The organism is Mycolicibacterium thermoresistibile (assembly GCF_900187065.1).
Classification (GTDB): Bacteria; Actinomycetota; Actinomycetes; order Mycobacteriales; family Mycobacteriaceae; genus Mycobacterium; species Mycobacterium thermoresistibile.
The window spans coordinates 3,540,147-3,557,987 of sequence record NZ_LT906483.1; the positions used below are offsets into that span (position 1 = coordinate 3,540,147).

General features: G+C 68.3%; 13 protein-coding genes. 2 read left to right on the top strand and 11 right to left on the bottom strand.

Annotated elements, in window-relative coordinates; genetic code table 11:
* Nucleotides 1–62: 62 nt before the first annotated feature.
* Genes CKW28_RS16605 through CKW28_RS16615 form a run of 3 tightly spaced genes read right to left on the bottom strand, consistent with a single transcriptional unit; the run spans nt 63 to nt 4,153 of the window.
* Nucleotides 63–446, bottom strand: coding sequence for a hypothetical protein (locus CKW28_RS16605; protein ID WP_095176467.1), 384 nt, complete (start codon nt 444–446; stop codon nt 63–65).
* Nucleotides 430–1,356: a DUF7064 domain-containing protein gene (locus CKW28_RS16610; protein ID WP_003924965.1), complete on the bottom strand. Its 927-nt coding sequence runs from the start codon at nt 1,354–1,356 to the stop codon at nt 430–432. Before CKW28_RS16610 ends, CKW28_RS16605 begins: the two co-directional genes overlap by 17 nt.
* Before the next feature lie 28 nt (nt 1,357–1,384).
* A complete protein-coding gene (locus CKW28_RS16615) occupies nt 1,385–4,153 on the bottom strand; it encodes a PEP/pyruvate-binding domain-containing protein (RefSeq protein WP_003924966.1) in 2,769 nt (922 codons plus the stop codon).
* A gap of 474 nt (nt 4,154–4,627) precedes the next feature.
* Between CKW28_RS16615 and CKW28_RS16620 the strand changes: the two genes are divergently transcribed.
* Entirely contained in the window at nt 4,628–5,395 is a 768-nt protein-coding gene (locus CKW28_RS16620; RefSeq protein ID WP_003924967.1) for a tyrosine-protein phosphatase, read from the top strand.
* Nucleotides 5,396–5,496: 101 nt separating this feature from the next.
* Here CKW28_RS16620 and CKW28_RS16625 read toward each other — a convergent pair whose 3' ends face one another.
* The 6 genes from CKW28_RS16625 to CKW28_RS16650 form a co-directional block, all read right to left on the bottom strand.
* Nucleotides 5,497–7,056 (bottom strand): aldehyde dehydrogenase family protein, encoded by a 1,560-nt coding sequence (locus CKW28_RS16625; RefSeq protein WP_003924968.1) that lies wholly within the window; start codon nt 7,054–7,056, stop codon nt 5,497–5,499.
* A gap of 19 nt (nt 7,057–7,075) precedes the next feature.
* Nucleotides 7,076–7,852, bottom strand: coding sequence for an SDR family NAD(P)-dependent oxidoreductase (locus CKW28_RS16630; protein ID WP_003924969.1), 777 nt, complete (start codon nt 7,850–7,852; stop codon nt 7,076–7,078).
* Between the two features lie 21 nt (nt 7,853–7,873).
* Nucleotides 7,874–8,710 (bottom strand): mycofactocin-coupled SDR family oxidoreductase, encoded by an 837-nt coding sequence (locus CKW28_RS16635; RefSeq protein ID WP_435405810.1) that lies wholly within the window; start codon nt 8,708–8,710, stop codon nt 7,874–7,876.
* Between the two features lie 91 nt (nt 8,711–8,801).
* A complete protein-coding gene (locus CKW28_RS16640) occupies nt 8,802–9,245 on the bottom strand; it encodes a Zn-ribbon domain-containing OB-fold protein (RefSeq protein ID WP_061252268.1) in 444 nt (147 codons plus the stop codon).
* Nucleotides 9,242–10,486, bottom strand: coding sequence for a thiolase C-terminal domain-containing protein (locus tag CKW28_RS16645; RefSeq protein ID WP_061252269.1), 1,245 nt, complete (start codon nt 10,484–10,486; stop codon nt 9,242–9,244). Before CKW28_RS16645 ends, CKW28_RS16640 begins: the two co-directional genes overlap by 4 nt.
* Entirely contained in the window at nt 10,483–12,975 is a 2,493-nt protein-coding gene (locus CKW28_RS16650) for a CaiB/BaiF CoA-transferase family protein (RefSeq protein ID WP_003924973.1), read from the bottom strand. Before CKW28_RS16650 ends, CKW28_RS16645 begins: the two co-directional genes overlap by 4 nt.
* Before the next feature lie 384 nt (nt 12,976–13,359).
* On the opposite strand from CKW28_RS16650, the gene CKW28_RS16655 reads away from it, so the two are divergent.
* The gene (locus tag CKW28_RS16655; protein WP_003924974.1) at nt 13,360–14,724 is read left to right on the top strand and encodes an FAD-binding oxidoreductase; all 1,365 of its coding nucleotides are present in this window, start codon (nt 13,360–13,362) and stop codon (nt 14,722–14,724) included.
* Here the strand turns inward: CKW28_RS16655 and CKW28_RS16660 are convergent.
* Together CKW28_RS16660 and CKW28_RS16665 are read right to left on the bottom strand one after the other, a co-directional pair.
* Nucleotides 14,694–16,367 (bottom strand): MFS transporter, encoded by a 1,674-nt coding sequence (locus CKW28_RS16660; protein WP_040546569.1) that lies wholly within the window; start codon nt 16,365–16,367, stop codon nt 14,694–14,696. The genes CKW28_RS16655 and CKW28_RS16660 overlap by 31 nt on opposite strands.
* A gap of 118 nt (nt 16,368–16,485) precedes the next feature.
* Nucleotides 16,486–17,703 carry a multidrug effflux MFS transporter gene (locus tag CKW28_RS16665; protein WP_003924976.1) on the bottom strand — a complete coding sequence of 406 codons (1,218 nt, stop codon included), beginning with the start codon at nt 17,701–17,703 and terminating at the stop codon, nt 16,486–16,488.
* Between the last annotated feature and the right edge of the window lie 138 nt (nt 17,704–17,841).

Here is a 17,841-nt window from a genome sequence, read left to right on the forward strand (position 1 = left end):
CCACTGATCAGGTCCGACTCGTACACCACTCTGCTGGACGCAACCGCACGCCGAAATCACTATCAGATGTACTCGCGCAGTTCCCGGATGAGACCGCCACCACCCACCCGGCCGATCACGCAGGCGTGCCGAACCGGGGCGGTGCCGGCGGGTTCGACGTGGACCTCGTGCTCCTCGAGGAAACCACCGGCGAAGAACTCCCGGCGCACCCTCCGGTACCGGTAGGCCGGGGCGTCCGCCGGCCGTCCGGCCATCCGCTCGGCGAAGGACCGCGCGGTCCGCTGCTCGGTGCCGTTGCGGACGATGACCCCGTCCGGCTCGAAACAGCACCAGAACGCCTCGGCGTCACCGCGCTCGATCGCCGTGAACAGGCGGGTGGCCAATTCGTCGAGTCGGTCCGATCCGGCCACCGCCCGCTCCTCGTGTTCGTTACCCGTTCGCCTCATCGAGACGGCGCTGCAGGCTGGGGGTCAACTGCTTCAGCTCGGCCAGCTCGAGCACACCGGTGCCCAGCCGTCCGCCGCATTCGAACATCGCGAACCCGTTGCTGGTGAACCAGCCGTCATGGTGGTTGCTCAACTGCGAACTCACGCAGTCCCCGGTGATGTGGTACGCATCGCCGGGTTTGGTCCAGATCCGGGCGTCGCAGCCCTCGACGCTGAACCCGTCGTCACCGACCCGGCCGCCGAACGACATCCTGGTCACTTCCTTGAATTCGCCGTCGAACACGTATCCGAACGCCCGCACGCCGGCGTTGGTGGCGAATGTGCCCGCCGCGCAGTAGAAGTTCTCCGAGAACGTCGCGCAGATCCAGCGGTGCGCGCCGACGGTGTTCCAGTCCCGGATACCCCAGGAGTGATCCTGGAACGCCCAACCGGACACCTCCAGCGTCTGGCCCCCTTGGGTGACCGTCCCCGACGCCCTGCCGAAGGTCTCGTAGTGGTTGGCACCGACTTCGGCGCCGCTGCCGTCCAGCGCCACCGAGATCGCATCGGTGAACGCCTCGTAGACGATGTCGACCTTTGTTCCGGTGCTGGGATATTCGCTGCTGAACCGATACTTCTGCAGCGGTTCCAGCGTCTGGATCCTCATCCGGCCGATCTCGAACTTCGACAGATCCTGATCGGGTATCGGCAGCGTGAGGGCGTTGAAGTGCCCTGCGTGGCGGCCCTGGACCGTCACCCAGTCCCACACATCGGCCCGTTCGCGGGGCCGCTGCAACCCGAAGTGGTGCGATCCGCCGGACATGTTCGACGGGTCGAACCAGTAGAGCACCCAGCTCTCCTGCCACCGCTCATCGTCGCCGGTGGGCTGGTGCGATCCGTCGTCGGCCGGATCTACCTTGCGTAGCTTCAACTGCTTCCCTTCCAGACGTTCAGGCGGCTCAGGCGGCTCCGGCGGGGGCGGGTTCGAGCACCTCGACCAGCCCGGTGGTACCGTTGATCCGGACGTAGGCGCCGTCGGGGATGATCTGCGTGGCGCCCACGATCTGCACGGCGGGGATCCCATGCTCGCGCGACAGGCAGGCCCCGTGTGCGAGCATGCCGCCGGTCTCGATGATCAGCCCGCTGATCACCCCGAACACCGGCGACCAGCCCGGGTCGGTGGCGTTGCAGACCAGCACGTCGCCCTGTTCGAGGGTGCCGATCTCAGTCATGCTGGCCAGCACCCGCGCCCGGCCCTCGACCTGCCCGGCCGAGGTGCCGACACCGTTGATCGCACCGCTGCCCGCCACGGCGGCCGGGGCCGCCTCGTCGACCGGGGTCTCACCGCGCATGAACATCGGCGGGGTGAACGTCCGGGACTCGAACAGTTCGAAGTCGGGTCGGCGAGCCGCGATCTTGGCCTGCACGAGCGGCTGCTTCGCGGTGCCGTTGAGCACCTCGAACAGCTCGGTCTCGCCGAGGAAGAACGCGTCGTCCTCCTTCTCCAGGCGACCGCGCTCGACGCACCGGCGCGCGACCTCCAGGAACGCCTTGCGCTTGGCGTAGGTGATCCGGTCGATGAAGTGGCGCCAGTCGTCACGCAACACCAGGAAGTCGATGATCTGGTGCTGCAACAACTTGAACAGCTGCTGCTTGACCGGGCCGAGGAAGCCCCGGCCGAGGTTCTCGATGACCTCCGCCTCGGCGGCTTCCCGGCGGGCCCGGACGCGTTCCTCCAGCTCGATCGGCGGGGTGGCTTCGGGCGCCTGCAGCTGCACCTTGAACGCCTCGTAGTCGACCGCCGGATCGTCCGCGCGACGCTTGAAGATCAGGTCGCGGTCCGGATGGCCGCGGTGGCCGTGTTCGGCGAGGAACTCACGGTACTTCTCCAGGAACTCGCGGCCCTCGTCGCTGTTCTCCAGTTCCGCAAAAAACGCTGCGCCCTGGTGCTTTTCGAACGCGTCCGAGAGCACCTTGGAGTGGCGGATCATCGACGTCAGCTCGAAGAACGCCCGGTTCTCCAGCGCCTGCAGGGTCGTCGGCAGACCGCTGATCAGATCCTGACCGAGCAGCTCATTGGTGCCGGTGTAGTACTTGGCGAGCAGCGCGGCATGCAACGAGAAGAACATCGACATCGCGGTGTACGCGCCGAACCACAGCGGGTCCATGAAGTCGATCGCGTACTCCTGCAGGTCGCGCTGGTAGCGGTAGAGCTCGTCATCCGACAGCGCCCGCAACTCGGCGTCGGAAAGGCCGTTGGCCTTGGCCACCGCCGCCTCGTTGAACAGGTAGTCCTCCCGGATCACCTTCTTCCACCTCGACAGCGAATAGATCGGTGAGACCGAGAAGCTGATCATCGCCTTGAGCCAGCGGACGACGTCCAGCGGCTCGGCGAACATCTGCTCCTGCATGTCGGCGGGCACCACGTTCGCACCGGCCGGACGGGCGAACCGCGGCAGAACGTAACGCAGCCGCTTCTCGTCCATGTCGACGTTCCAGTAGACGGTGCCGTACTTGTCCTTGTACAGCCGCTGCCCGAGCAGATCCTGGAATCCCGCGCGGGCGTTCATCCGGTCGTAGCCGACCTGGGTCTCGCGGGCCCGCACCGAGAAGAACAGTGGGGTGATCCCACCGGTCCAGTACTGTTCGGCGTATTTGAACGTCCACAGGGTGTCGGGGTCCTCCGGACCGTTCTGCCAGTCGTTGAAGCCCTCGGGCCAGGTGAACTTCGCCCCCGTGATCGGTCGGGTCTGCAGCAGGAAGAACTCGCCGTCCACGCAGGCCCACTCGATGTCCTGGGGCAGTCCGCCGTAGTGGTCCATCACCTGCCGGCCCAGCGCGGCCAGCTCAGCCACCTGCTCGTCGGTCAGGCTGAGCCGGCCCGCGTCCTCCTCGGACACCGCCAGGGTGACGGTCCCGCTGGGCTTGTCCGGGGCACGGACGATCTTTTCCTTCTTGTTCCCGACGTTGGCCTGCTTGATCTTGAGGGTGCCGAGGTCGACGGTGAACTCGTCGGGATTGATCGCTCCGGAGACGATCGACTCCCCGAGCCCGTAGGCGGAGTTGATGACGATCTCGTCGGTGCGGTTGTTCAGCGGGTTGGCGGTGTACATCACCCCGCTGACATCGGCCTCGGCCATGGTCTGCACCACGACAGCGATCTTGGCCTCGCGGTGATCGAAGCCGTGCTCCTCGCGGTAGGCGACCGCCCGGGCGGTCCACATCGAGGCCCAGCACCGCCGGACCGCGTCGAGGACCTCGCCGGTCCCGCGGATGTCGAGGTAGGTGTCGTGCATGCCGGCGAAGCTGGCCTCGGCGGTATCCTCGGCCGTGCCGGATGACCGCACCGCCACATAGACGTCGGCGCCGAGTTCGGTGTAGGCGCGTTCGATGTCGTGGGCGAGCTTGTCGGGAAGCTCCACCGCCGTCACGACATCACGGATCGCGGCCGCGGTGCTCTCCAGCCGCGCGAGGTCGGCCACGTCCAGGCCCTTCAGCAACTCGAAGATCCGGTCCGCCGCCCCACTGTCGGCGAGGGTGGCGGCATACGCCTCGGTGCTGACGGTGAACCCGTTGGGAACCCGGAAACCGGCCGCGACGAGTTCGCCGAGATTCATGCCTTTTCCGCCGACGAGTCGCGGGTCGGTGGCGCCGGGATCGGCGAATCGGATGACGTTGCTCACGGTGTGCTCCGCTTCGACGGTGTTCGGGGATGTGACGGCTGACATATCGGTCATCATGCAGAGCCACCCCTGCGGTGTCAAGGTTTCCTCCGGAGGAATTTGGTCCAGACGTCTGTCCGCCGAATTCGAGCCGACCTTGACATCCACGGCACCGCAGCTGATTTCGCCAGATCGCCGCCGCCACCCCTGCCGACGCCGATGGCCGACGATCACCGCCCGGCGTATCCGGGCCCCTGGAAACCGCCGGCGCGCGAGACCACCCGCGACGGGGGCACGCGCGGAGCCCGGATACCGTCGGCTGCACCCTGCCGACGCCCATACCGCATCGACCCGTCGGCTGGCGCAGCACCCAAGGCCAGCCGGTCGACCAGCGGAAACTCCAATCTGAACCGCGGGAAGCGGTATGCTGGGTGCGATAATTCCTCCGTAGGAAAAGCTTGACCATCGGACCGTCATGGCCTTGGATGGGTCCGTAGCCGCCACCTGCGCGGAGGCATCGAAACAACAGTGGAGGTATGTGTGTCCGCCCCGGTAACGATCGTTCCGAACTTCCGCTCGCTGGGCGGCCTGCCGACCACCGACGGTCGCCGGGTCAAAGAAGGCGTTCTGTACCGGTCCGAGAACCTCACCAACCTCGATGAGGACGCGCGGAAACACCTTGCGGCACTGAATATTCGCAGCGTCTGCGACCTCCGCAGCGCGGGCGAGCAGCAGAAGCATCCGCTGGTCTGGCCCGGTGAGAATCCGAAATCCATTCCGGTCAAGACGCTCCCGGACGCCCGAGTGGCCGGTACCGAGCTGATCCACGAGCTCATGAGCGACCCCTCAGGGGAGAGACTGGCGCGGCTGCTGCGCGAGAACGCGGCCGATATGCCGACCGCGTTCCAGGACAGCATGAAGGCGATCTTCGACGCGATCATCGACGACGAGGCACTGCCGATGCTGGTGATGTGCGTGGCCGGCAAGGACCGCACCGGGTTCGTCGTCGCCATCATCCTCGCCGCCCTCGATGTCGAATGGGATGCGATCGTCGCCGACTATCTCGCCTCCAAGGACCACACCGACAAGTACCGGCTGCACCAGTCGCTGATGGAGTACATCGAGGAGCCACCGGCGGAACTGTTGTCCGCGGACACGCTGCTCGACGTCGGAAACCGCGCCGAATACCTCAAGGCCTCCTTCGACACGATCGACCGCGAGCACGGCTCGTTCGAGAACTATCTCGTCGAGGTGTGCGGGCTCACCCCGGAGCGGCGGGAGCGGCTCAAAGAACTGATGCTCGAGTGACTCGCAGTCGCGCGCGGCGATGAGGCGAGCGCATGGTTGCTGCCACCCGGGGTATGCGGACAACACCGTGCGCTCGTCCCATGCGGGATCGGGGCGGGTGTTCAGGGCCTGACGCCGTGGGTGACCACGTCTGCCGACTCCACCACCTCCCGCGGCAGTTCCAGACTCGGATCGATCGCGATCGTCTTGGGCCGCAAATACTCCGCCAAGCCGGCCGGACCGTGCTCCCGACCGATTCCGGATCGCTTGACCCCGCCGAACGGGGCGTTGAAATCGGCGGTGTAGGAGTTCACCGCGAACGTTCCGGTGTGGATTCGGCGGGCCAACCGGAAGCCGTGGGCGACATCGGCGGTGAACACCGAACCGGACAACCCGTAGGGCGTGTTGTTCGCGATCTCGATCGCCTGATCCTCGGTGTCGTACGGGATCACCACGGCCACCGGGCCGAACACCTCTTCCTGGGCGATCTCCATCTCGGGGGTGACACCGGTCATCAGGGTGGGCTGCACGTACCAACCGCGGTCCAGCCCGTCGGGGACGCCGCCACCGAACGCGATGGTCGCACCGTCGCGCACCGCCCGTTCGATGAAACCGAGCACCCGTTGCTGGTGCGCACGGGTGATCATCGGACCGATCTGGGTGTCGGGGTCGTGCGGGTCGCCGACCTTGAGGTCGCCGAACGCCCGCACCAATCGGTCCACGATCTCGTCGTGTCTGGCGCGCGGCACCAGGAACCGGCTCTGACTGGTGCAACTCTGTCCGCTACTGGGGACCACGCTGACCGCCACCAAGGTGGGGATCACGTCGTCGAGGTCGGCGTCGTCGAGGACGATCGCCGAGGCCTTGCCGCCCAACTCCAGCACCGCCGGCCGGACGAGCGCTCCGCAGGCCGCGCCGATCTGTTCGCCCACAGCCCGTGACCCGGTGAAGCTGACCATGTCCACACCCTCATGGGTGACCAGATGGTGGGAGACCTCCGGTCCGGCGGCCACGATGTTGATGACTCCCGGCGGGAAGCCCACCTCCTGGATCAGCTCACCCATCGCGAAGACCGCCAACGGATTCGGCTCGGGAACCTTGATCACCACGGTGCATCCGGCCACGATCGCCGGTGCGACCTTCTGCGCGGTCCCGGCCAACGAGAAGTTGTACGCCACCAGCGCCGCCAGCACCCCGGCCGGTTCCTTGACGGTCAGGCTCTGGGTCTGGAACGGCATCACCATCCCGCCCGCGGCGCCACCGGCCAGCGGCCCGAGGTCGGCGGTGCGGACCTCGGTGAACGGATACTGGCGACCGATCACGGCGTTGTAGTTCCAGTGCAGCGTCGGCGCCACGGCCTGATAGATGTCGGCCTGGGTGCGCGGGCAGCCGAGCTCGTCGACGAGCAGTTCGGCAAACTCGTCGCGGTGCTGCTGCAGCTTCGCCGCCAGCGCTTCGCACAGATCGGCCCGCTCGGCCACCGGCCTGGTGGGCCAGTCGGTTTCGTAGAACGCCCGGCGAGCGGCGGCCACCGCGGCGTCGATGTCGGCGGCGGTGGCCGCCGGGACCCGGCCGATCTCCGCACCGGTGGACGGTGAGATCACCGGGAACGTCGCCGACGATGATGCGGGCCGCCACCCACCGTCGATGAAGAACTCGCCGTAGCTGCGTTTCAACGCCATGACACGCTCCTGCGATGGGTCAGTACGGTGACGATCCACCGTCGATGTTCAGCGTGGTGCCGGTGATCGCCGAGCTCTCCTCGGCGACCAGCATCGACACCGCATGTGCGACCTCGTCGAGCTCGATGTGGCGGCCGATCCGGGACAGGTCCTTGTAGTTCTGCTGCGGATCGGCGAACCGGCCTTCGTCGAACGCCTTCGACGCCTTGCGCTGACGGGTCGGAATGTGCACGTACCCGGGGCAGACCGCGTTACAGGTGATGCCGTGGGCGCCGTAGTCGAATGCCAGCGATTTGGTCAGCCCCAGCAGCGCGTGCTTGCTGGTGACGTAGGGCCCGATCTTCGGCAGTGTCGGCATCTTGCCTTCCAGTGAGGACATCATCACGATCCGGCCCCACGACGCGGCGAGCATGTCCGGCACCACGGCGCGGGTCATCCGGATCGCCGACATGACGTTGCGGTTGAAACTGTCCAGCCAGGCGTCGGGGTCGAGGTCGTGGATGTAACCGAACTCGTTCGAGCTGCCGCCGCCGACGTTGTTCACCAGGACGCCGATGCCGCCCAACGCGTTCCGGACCTCGGCTGCGACTCGCTCGGCATCGTGGGGGTCGGTGGCGTCAGAGCGGATGAACACGAACTCCTCCGGGCAGCCGACCTCGTCGACGAGTTGGGCGCCCCTCTCGGCGTTGCGGCCGGTGACGGCGACCCGCATCCCGTCGGCACGCAGGCGCAGCGCGATCGCCTTGCCGATGCCGTCGGTGCCGCCGGTGACCAGCGCGTTACGGGGTTTGGTCATGATGCTCGTCCTCTGCTCTGCTCACTTGACCAGTTGGCCGGCGTCGACCGGGATCGCCAGCCCGGTGACGTACCGGGCGGCATCCGAGGCCAGGAACGCCACCATCTCGCTGATGTCCTCGGGTTCGAGCACGTCGACCGGGAGGGCCGGCATCTGCCGGAATACCTCCATGGCATCCGCCTCGGTCGGTTCGTCGAGGTCAGGGCGGAACACCTTGAACGTGGGCTCGTTGATGATCATCGGGGTGCGCACCGAGCCGGGGCACAACGCGTTGACCCGGATGTTGTGTTCGGCGAGTTCGTTTGCGAGCGTGCGCATCAAGCCGATCACCGCGTGTTTGGACGACACGTACGGCGCCAGGTGCTGGTAACCCTTCAGGCCCGCCGACGACGAGATGAGGGTGATCGACCCGCCCCTACCGGCCTCGATCATGGACGGGACCGCGGCCTTGACGGTGTGGAAAACGCCGGTGAGGTTGACGTCGAGCGCGGCTCGCCAGTCGGCTTCCGGGATCTCCCAGGTCTTCTTGTAGGCCGTTCCGATCCCGGCATTGGCGACCACGATGCCGATCGGACCGAACTGCGCGATCCCATCGTCGACGGCACTCTTCACGTCGTCGTAGTTGCGGACATCGCCCCGGCGGGCCAGGATCCGGCCGCCGTCCTCCTCGACGAGACGGACCGTCTCCTGCAGGTCCTCAGGGGTGGCCAGCGGGAAGAAGCACTCGTCGATATCGGCGGCGATGTCAAGCGCGACGATCGCCGCGCCCTCGCGGGCCAGGCGCAGCGCATGCGACCGCCCCTGACCACGCGCCGCACCGGTGACGAACGCGACCTTTCCGGTGAAAGCGCCCATGATGCTCAACTCCTCACTGAGATTTCTGTCTGCAATAGCGGCGAGAACCGGCGAATTGCTCTGATCAGCACCGGCCGGTACCGGTCTCACGGCCTCAACGGTCGGGCTCCCACTGCGGAATGGTCACCCCGGAACGCTCCTCCCAACGCACCCGCATCGGCATTCCGGCCTCCAGTTCGGTTTCCGCGTCCAGTGTTCCGAGGAATCGGACGGACGGAAAGTCGGTCAATGCCACCAGCACCACGGCGTAGGGCGCCGGGAAGGCGGGATCCACCGGATGCCGCACCACGGTCCAGGTGTGCAGGGTGGCGGTCCCGGCCGCCTCCACCCACCGGACCGGGCCGTCCTCGGTGCCCACCAGCACCGGCGGATGCACCGGGGTGCCGTCCGCCTGCAGCGCGACCAGGAGTTTGCGCTGGGCGCAGCCCGCCCAGAACGGGGCCGAGTCGTGGTCGGTGGTGATCGGGATCGGCAGCAGATCCGCCGACCCGACACCCGCCGCCACCGCGTCCGCCCGGGAGACGGCAGCCGGGGTCATTGGTCTCTCCTCAGGATGAGTGCACTCGTCGGAGCCGGCGAACCGCCCGTCACCAGGCAGGTCGCGGCGTCGCGGACCTGGCCGGTGGATTCGCCGCGTAGCTGACGCACCCCCTCGAGCACGTGGTTCATGCCGTGGATATAGCCCTCGGACAGGTGACCGCCGGACGTGTTGACGGGAATCGTTCCATCGAGGTCGATCGCCCCGCTCTCGACGAACGGCCCGCCCTCCCCCTTGCTGCAGAAACCGTAATCCTCAACCTGGATCAGGGTGGTGATGGTGAAGCAGTCGTAAATCTGCGCCACATCGATGTCGCTGGGGCCCAAGCCCGCGCGCCGGTACAGCGTCTGCGCGGCCCGCTTGGAGGGGAAGGTGGTGTAGTCGTCCCGAAACAAGGTGGGAAACACCACTCCCCCTTTGGGGTCCGGTCCTGTCGCCATCGCCACGGCGCGGATCAGAACCGGGGCCGGACGGCAGTCCCGCGCCCGCTCGGTCGAGGTGACGATCACCGCACAGGCGCCGTCGGTCTCCAGGCAGTAGTCGAACAGCCGCAGCGGCTCGGAGATCGGCCGCGAGTTCTGATGATCCTCCAGCGTCATCGTCCGGTCGTGCATCTGGGCGCGGGGGTTCGCGTTCGCCCGTTTGCGCACCGTGGTGGCGATGACCCCCAGTTGTTCACTGGTGGTGCCGTAGTCGATCATGTGCCGCTGCGCCACCATGGCGTACAGCTGCCCTGCGGCGGCCAGTCCGTACGGCAGGAAGTACTCGTCGTAGCTGCCGTTGCCGCCGACGGTCGCCGGCCCGCCCAGATTGCGCCGGGTCTGCCCGTACCGATCCGCGCCGGACCGGCCGTTGAGGGCGCGGTACACCAGGACCGTGGTGGCCTGTCCGCTTTCGATCGCGGCCACCGCCTGGGCGATCTGTCCGGGAGCCACCGCCCCACCGGCGCCGCTGATCCCCCAGTAGGTGACGTCCTCGAGGCCCAGTGCGGTGGCCAGATCGTTGTGGGTGACCGTGTCGAAGTCGTTGCGCACCAGACCGTCGATGTCGCCGGGCTGCAATCCGGCATCGGCGAGCGCGTTGCGGGCGGCCGCCACCGCCAGCCCCAGCTCGCTGACGCCGGAATTTCGGGTGTACGCCGTCTCACCGATGCCGGCGATCGCGCACTGATCCCGATGCGGCGCATAGTCTTTCGAGGCAGGGTGGGTAATCGCCGGGCCGTTCGCCACCGGTGGGGTCATCGGGCCTCCGCGCCGTCGCCGACGGGCGTGTCGACGACCACGCCCGCCCTGACCAGGTGGTCGATCTCGGCGGCCGACAGCCCCAGTTCGGTGAGTACCTGGCGGGTGTGTTCGCCGTGTACCGGCGCGCGGCCGAGCGGCCGGACACCGTCGATGTCGATCAACCGACCGGCCATCTCCATCCGGCCGAGTTCGGGGTGCACATAGGACTCGATCAGACCGCGGTTTTTGAGGTCCGGATCGTCGAAGAGCGCGAACGCCGGGCCGTCGGGCAACGCTTCGGCCGGCACCCCGTACGCCTCCAGCCGCGCCTGCCATGCCGTGGCCGTGTCGGTGCCGAAGACCCGGGTGAGCGTGTCGGCCAGGTCGGCCTGATGCCGTCGTCGGCCGTCGTCGTCGGCGAACCGCTCGTCCGCGAGTTCCGGGATGGCCTGCACCAACCGCTGCCAGTCCGGCTCAGCGGTCACCGACAGACACAACCAGCCCCGCGCCGCGGGGTAGATCCGTTCCAGCGCAGAGATTCCCCAATGTCCGGCGTCGATGACCGGCCGATCGCCGCGGTGTTCACCGTCCGGTGTCACCCAGGCCATCGACGCGTTCACCAGGTGGGCGTACACGATCGAGGTGTCGACGTCCTGCCCCTCACCGGTGCGGTCCCGGTGGTACAGGGCCTGCAGCACGCCGATCGCCGAGAGCAGACCGTTGCCGGTGTCCCCCAGCGAGATCGACGGCCATATCGGAGTTCCACCGTTGTCGGCGGCACCGTCCACCCATTCGGTGCCGGCCAGTGCCGCCCCGGTCTGGTCGTTGGCGGGCTTGGTCTCCCGCTCACCGCGTTCGTACCCGCGGGTGTGGCAGTAGATCAACCGCGGGTTGATCTTGCGCAGACTCGCCGAATCCACCCTAAGCTTGCGGGCGGCGGACTCCCGCATGTTGTGGTGCACCACGTCTGCGGTCGCCACCAGCTTCTCGAACAGGACCTTGCCCTCTTCGGACTTCAGGTCGATGACGACACTACGCTTCCCCCGGTTGGACATGTGCGAGTACTGGGTCCGCATCCAGGTCTCGTCCTGGCGGGAGCTGACCCGGATCACGTCGGCGCCGAGCGCGGCCAGCACCTGCGCGCCGAACGGGCCGGCGATGGCCAGACCCAGGTCCAGCACCCGGATACCGGCCAGCGGCGCCGGGGGGTTCGCCCCGGAGGATCTCGAAGCGCCGGACTCCGATTCACCGCTGCGGGCCTTGGCTGGCCGCCCGTCCTCCACGCTGCGAACCCAATCATTGTGGCTGCCGGGCGGGTACGTGGTCTCGCCGACAGTAGCGGGGCACCGGGACAGCCGCACCACATCGCCGACCGCGCGGATGGCGCCGTACTCCTCGTCCTTGAACTCGCGGACGCATCCGTCGGCGAGCAGCGACTCGTCCAGCAGGGCTTCTTCCGGGGACCGCACGATCTCCAATGGCACCCCCGCCGTCCTGGCGGCCCGCTCCCAGTCCGCTGCCGGGAACTTGGCTGCCGCGGCTGCCATCTCGGGATGGAAATGCCCCAGCATCACCATGTCGTGGTAATCGGTGGAGATCCGCAGATCCGCATCCTTGGGCGAGACTCCCGACTCGGGGATGACGATCTCATCGCCTTCGCTCACACCGAGCATGAATCCGGGCAGTTGCACCCACTGCTGGATCCACCTGCCGTCGGCCGTGCGGTAGAAGCCCTTCGGCGCACGCGGATCGGTGGTCCAGCCCAGATATCCTTCGGCGTAGGGGTTTTCGACTCGCTGCCAGGCGATGCTGCCGGCGCACAGCACACCCTGCAACAAGGACGTCTTGAGGTGCTGACCCCGCCCGGAGATCTCCCGGACGCGGAGCGCGGCGCTGATGCCGATCGCGGCCAGGTACGCGGTCGCGTTGCTGGCCCACGGAATTCCGAGATACATCGGTCCGGGCCGGTCGGGGCCGACCCCGGTGCCGGGCCCCAGGTCGACGTCCGCCAATGGGTCCTCCCATCCGGAGAGGGCCCCGATGGTGGTCCCGGGGATGCCGCGGGCCTCCCAGTGCAGGCCGGTGCGCGCGGCGACCAGGGCTTCGATCGGTTTACGGCCCTGATGGCCGGCCGCCTCGCCGTAGCCGCTGATCGAACACCGGACGAGCGCGGGGTTTCCGGCGGTCAGCGCCGGCAGGTCCAGACCGTCGGGCACCGGATCGACCGCGTCGACGAGCACGTCGGCCGAGGCGATGAGTTTGGCCAGCACGTCGCGGTCGGCGGGTTCCGCAGGATCGAGAGTCACCCGTTTCTTGCCGCGGTGCCACACCCGGTAGCCGGACAGGTCGGCGAACGGGTCGGCCGGCAGGTCGATCCGGACGACCTCCGCACCGGCGTCGGCCAACAGCATCGTGCTGATCGCACCGGCGATACCCTGCGTCAAGTCGATGACGCGCAACCCGTCGTAAACGGCGCGGGTCTGCTCGACTGTCTCAGCGGAACTCAACTCGTCGTCTCCTCGGCGGACTGCTCACTGCGCTCGAATGCCCTCGACGCCCGTCAAACGGCACTTCCGGGCTGGGAGAGCCGTTCGGGCTGTGTCCGCAAACACATTAGTTCCTCATGAGGGATTCGGCAATGCCCCAATTTCGAGCAAAGTCCCAAACGCACGTAGGATACGCTGTCTACTGTTCTTTGCTATGATCCAGCAAACTTGTAGACGGCTTGATACGGGTTCACGATGCACCGACCGGTGTGAGACGTCGGCAGCGCACCCGGATCGCGGCACCGGTACCCGAGGCGGTGCGATTTCGGCGTGCTGACGATCGCTGAGCGATCGTCAGCACGCCGAAATCGCTATCAGGACACCCGGATGTGATACACCGACGCCATGACCGCAACTCTGGCCGGCCGGTTGGCGCAGATCGTCGGGCCCGCTCACGTGAGCACCGATCCGGATGTGCTGGCCGGCCGCAGCGTCGACCACACCGGCCGGTACCGGGGCCGGGCCACCGCGCTGGTGCGGCCGGGCGACACCGCCGAGGTCGCGGCGGTGCTGCGCACCTGCCGTGACGCCGGAAGCCATGTCACCGTCCAGGGCGGACGCACCTCGCTGGTCGCCGGCACCGTGCCCGAACACGATGACGTGCTGCTGTCCACCGAGCGGCTCACCGATATCGGACCGGTCGACACCGTCGAACGTCGTGTCTGGGCGGGCGCCGGGGTGACGCTGGCCGCGCTGCAGCACACCGCCGCGGCGGTCGGCCTGACGTTCGGCGTCGACCTGGCGGCGCGGGACACCGCCACCGTCGGCGGGATGGCCGCCACCAACGCCGGCGGACTGCGCACGGTGCGGTACGGCAACATGGGCGAACAGGTGCTCGGCCTCGAGGTCGCACTGCCCGACGGTTCGGTGTTGCGCCGCCACAGCGCAGTCCGGCGGGACAACACCGGCTACGACCTGACCTCGCTGTTCATCGGCGCCGAGGGCACTCTCGGTGTGATCACCGCACTGGATCTGCGGTTACACCCCACGCCGCGGCACCGGGTGAGCGCGATCTGCGGCTTCACCGATCTCGACGCGCTGATCGACGCCGGGCGCGTCCTGCGCGACACCCCGGGGATCGCGGCGCTGGAACTCATCGACGCCCGGATCGCGAGGTTGGCCGCCGAACACCTCGGTGTCGCGGTGCCCGCGCCGGGCGACTGGCTGCTGCTGGTGGAACTGACCTCGCTCGGCGACGCCGACGACGATCAGACCGAGCGGCTGGCGGTTGCACTCGACCAGTTGGATCTGGCCGGCGAACCCGCCGTCGGCGTGGATTCCGCTGCCCGGCAACGCCTGTGGCGGGTCCGCGAATCCACCGCCGAGGTCCTCGGGGTGCACGGTCCACCGGTGAAATTCGATGTGTCGCTGCCGCCGGCCGCCATCCCCCGGTTCGCCGCCGAGGCCGCCGCGATCGTCGGTCGCCATGCCGCGCAGGCGATTCCGGTGTTGTTCGGTCACATCGGCGAGGGCAATCTGCACCTCAACGTGCTGCGGTGCACACCCGATGAGGAGCGCGCGCTGTATCCGGCGATGATGGACCTGATCGCCGGATGCGGCGGCAATGTGAGCTCCGAGCACGGCGTCGGCACCCGCAAACGGGACTACCTCGGCATGTCGCGCAGCGACGCCGACATCGCCGCGATGCGCGCCATCAAGGCCGCGTTCGACCCGACCGGTTATCTCAACGCGGCGGTGTTGTTCGGCTGAACGACCGGCCCGCCGGGCGGGCCCAGCGATGGTCGCAATGTCGGTCGCAATGTCGGTCGCAGCGCCGGGATCACGGCCGTCACCGCGATGTCGGTTCGGGGGTTCGGGTCCGGTCGGGCGAGCTCGATCACCAGGTAGTCGTCGTGCTCGTCGAGGTACTGCGCGTCGGCGTCGGGTTGCGGCGTCGACAGCACGATGCCTGCCAGGAAGATCGCCGCGAGCACCCCGAACAACGCCACGAACGCCGGCAGCAACATCGACTGCGCCATCGCCGCGGCATACGGTGCGTGCAGGAATTCGGGCAGCACCCTCGTCTGCTCGCCGGCCGGGACAGCGGTGGCCCCGAACGGCAACTCGGCGCTCAGCCGCCCGGTGAGGAACGCCGCCATCCCGGCACTGCCCAGCACCGAGCCGATCTGACGGGTGGTGTTGTACACCCCGGACCCGGCGCCGGACAGGTGCAGCGGCAGCTGCCGGGTGGCGGTGGTGGCCAGCGGCGACCAGATGAACGCCATGCCCACACCGACCGCGACGAAGGGCAGCACCAGCCGCCAGATCGGGGTGGTGGGCGCCATCTCGACCGCCAGCCAGGTCAGGCCGACCGCCACCACCGAGAATCCGAAACCGACCACCGGCGTCGGATGGGACCGGTCCACGATCCGGCCCGCCATCGGGGCCAGCACCCCGCTCGCGACCGCCATCGGTGCGATCAGCAGCGCCGAACCGGTCGGCGACAACCCGCACACCGCCTGCGCGAAGAACATCGCCGGCAACACCATCGCGGTCACCACGAAGCCGATGGTGGCGACGCCGACGTTGGCCAGCATGAAGTTGCGGTCGGCGAAGATCTGCAACGGCACCAGCGGGTGGCGCCTGTTGGCGGACTGCCAGATGACGAACATCGCCATCACCCCGGCGCCGCCGGCCAGGGTGCCCCAGATCCACGGCGCCCACCGGTGGGTCTGCGCCTCCTGCAGCGCGAACACGATCAGGAACAGCCCGACCGCCGACAGCACCATGCCGAGCACGTCGAACCCCTGGTCCTGGCGGGGCAGCCGCGGCATCAGCCGGGCGCCCAGCACCAGACCGGCGATGCCGATCGGCACGTTGACGATGAAGATCCACTGCCAGCCCAGCCCGTCGACGAGAACACCGCCGGCCAGCGGGCCGATCAGCGTCGCCACCCCGGCAGTGGCGCCCCAGACGCCCATCGGGACGCCGCGCCGGTCGGCCGGGAAGATCCGGGTGATCATCGACAGCGTCTGCGGTGTCAGCAACGCCGCGCCGAGGCCCTGCAGCACCCGGGCGGCGATGAGCATCCCGATCGTGCCCGCCAATCCGCACCACAGCGAGGCCGCGGTGAAGATCGCCAGCCCGATCAGATACATCGTCCTGGGCCCGAACCGATCACCGAGCCGCCCGGCGATCAGCAGCGGCACCGCGTACGCGAGCAGGTAGGCGCTGGTCACCCAGATCACCGCGGTGTAGTCGGCGCCGAGATCGGCCATGATCTCCAGATTCGCGACGGGCACGATCGTCGCGTCGACCAGGATCATGAAGAACCCGATCAGCATCGCCCACAGCGCATGCCAGGGGTTGGCGGCCGCGGACCGCGGCGCGTACGCAGTGAACACTTCGCTCATGGTGGACCGACCGGCGTCGACGGATGTCACAGAATCAGCGGGCGGGCTTCACACCCCCCGCGCCGACCGTACGGTCCACTCCGGTCGCGGACAAGTACCCGCGAGTAACCCGACGTGATCAGGCGTGTTCGACGAGCATGTCAGCGGTGTCGCGGTGCTCGGCGCCGGGGCGCACACCCGCCGCCAACAACGCCACGAGCGCGATCAGCACTCCCCCGGTCATCACCGCGGCCATCGCCGGCGCGCTGTTGCCCAACACGCCGACCAACGGTGAGATCACCGCTCCGAGGCCGAACTGTCCGCACCCCAGCAGCGCGGCCGCGGTGCCCGAGGCCTCCGGATGGCGCGACAGAGCGAGCGCGGGGGCGTTGGGCAGCACGAAGCCCATGGCGCCGAGCACCCCCCACACCGGCAGCACGAACCCGGCGAGCCCGCCGACTCCGGTGACGGCCAGCCCGACGAACACGAATCCGAGCACCGATGCCACCGCCAGCGCCGTCACGACGATCGTCGACGGGTCGAACCGCCGCAACAGCACCACGTTGAACTGCGTCGCACCGATCAGCGCGATCGCGCCCGCGCCGAACACCAACGCGAAGGCCTGCTGGTTCAGCCCGTAGCCGTCCTGCAGGACGAACGCGGCGCCGGAGATGTAGGCGAACAGCCCGGACATCCCCAGCGCGGCGACCAGCGCCAAGACCACGAACCTCAGGTCGCGCAGCAGCATGAGGTAGGTCACGCCGACCGCGCGGAACCGCAGCGGGCGCCGCTGCGCCCGCGGCAGCGTCTCCGGCAGCGCGGCCGCCGCCAGGACGAGCAGTCCGCCGCCCAGGACCACCAGGGCGACGAACACCCACCGCCAGGAGCCGTACAGCAGCACCGCCGCCCCCAGCGACGGCGCCAGCACCGGCGCCACGCCCAGCACCAGCATCAGCCGCGACATCACCGTGGCGGCGCCCGGGCCGGCGAACAGATCGCCCACCACCGCGACCGCGACCACCGCGGCGGACGCCGAACCCATCCCCTGCAAGGCCCGGGCGATCCCGAGCATGGTGATGTCCGGCGCCACCGCGCACAGCACCGACGCCAGCATGTGCACCGCGATACCGGCCATCAGCGGCCGGCGGCGGCCCAACGAGTCCGACAGGGGGCCGACGACGAGCTGGCCGAGCGCCAGCCCGACCAGCGTGCCGGTCAACGTCAGCTGCGCCACCGACGACGACACGTTCAGCTCGTCGGCGATCCGCGGCAGCGCCGGCAGATACATGTCCATGGTGAGCGGCCCGAGGGTGATCAGCGCCCCCAGCATCAGGATCATGCGGGTGCGGCTGGGCATCCCGCTCGGCGTCCGGGGAGATGTCCGGTCGGAAAGGGCCACGGCGTTCGACTCTGCCACGGAAGTACTTAGCGACGCGAATCATTTGTTTTGTTCCCGCACCCGCGGGTTCGGCGCACGTGTCGTCGCACACATCGG

Coding starts and splice junctions, on each gene's coding strand:
- CKW28_RS16625 (WP_003924968.1), bottom strand. CDS start 7,056: ATGGCGTTGAAACGCAGCTACGGCGAGTTCTTCATCGACGGTGGGTGG.
- CKW28_RS16655 (WP_003924974.1), top strand. CDS start 13,360: ATGACCGCAACTCTGGCCGGCCGGTTGGCGCAGATCGTCGGGCCCGCT.
- CKW28_RS16660 (WP_040546569.1), bottom strand. CDS start 16,367: ATGAGCGAAGTGTTCACTGCGTACGCGCCGCGGTCCGCGGCCGCCAAC.
- CKW28_RS16640 (WP_061252268.1), bottom strand. CDS start 9,245: ATGACCCCGGCTGCCGTCTCCCGGGCGGACGCGGTGGCGGCGGGTGTC.
- CKW28_RS16645 (WP_061252269.1), bottom strand. CDS start 10,486: ATGACCCCACCGGTGGCGAACGGCCCGGCGATTACCCACCCTGCCTCG.
- CKW28_RS16665 (WP_003924976.1), bottom strand. CDS start 17,703: ATGCCCAGCCGCACCCGCATGATCCTGATGCTGGGGGCGCTGATCACC.
- CKW28_RS16630 (WP_003924969.1), bottom strand. CDS start 7,852: ATGACCAAACCCCGTAACGCGCTGGTCACCGGCGGCACCGACGGCATC.
- CKW28_RS16615 (WP_003924966.1), bottom strand. CDS start 4,153: ATGTCAGCCGTCACATCCCCGAACACCGTCGAAGCGGAGCACACCGTG.
- CKW28_RS16605 (WP_095176467.1), bottom strand. CDS start 446: ATGAGGCGAACGGGTAACGAACACGAGGAGCGGGCGGTGGCCGGATCG.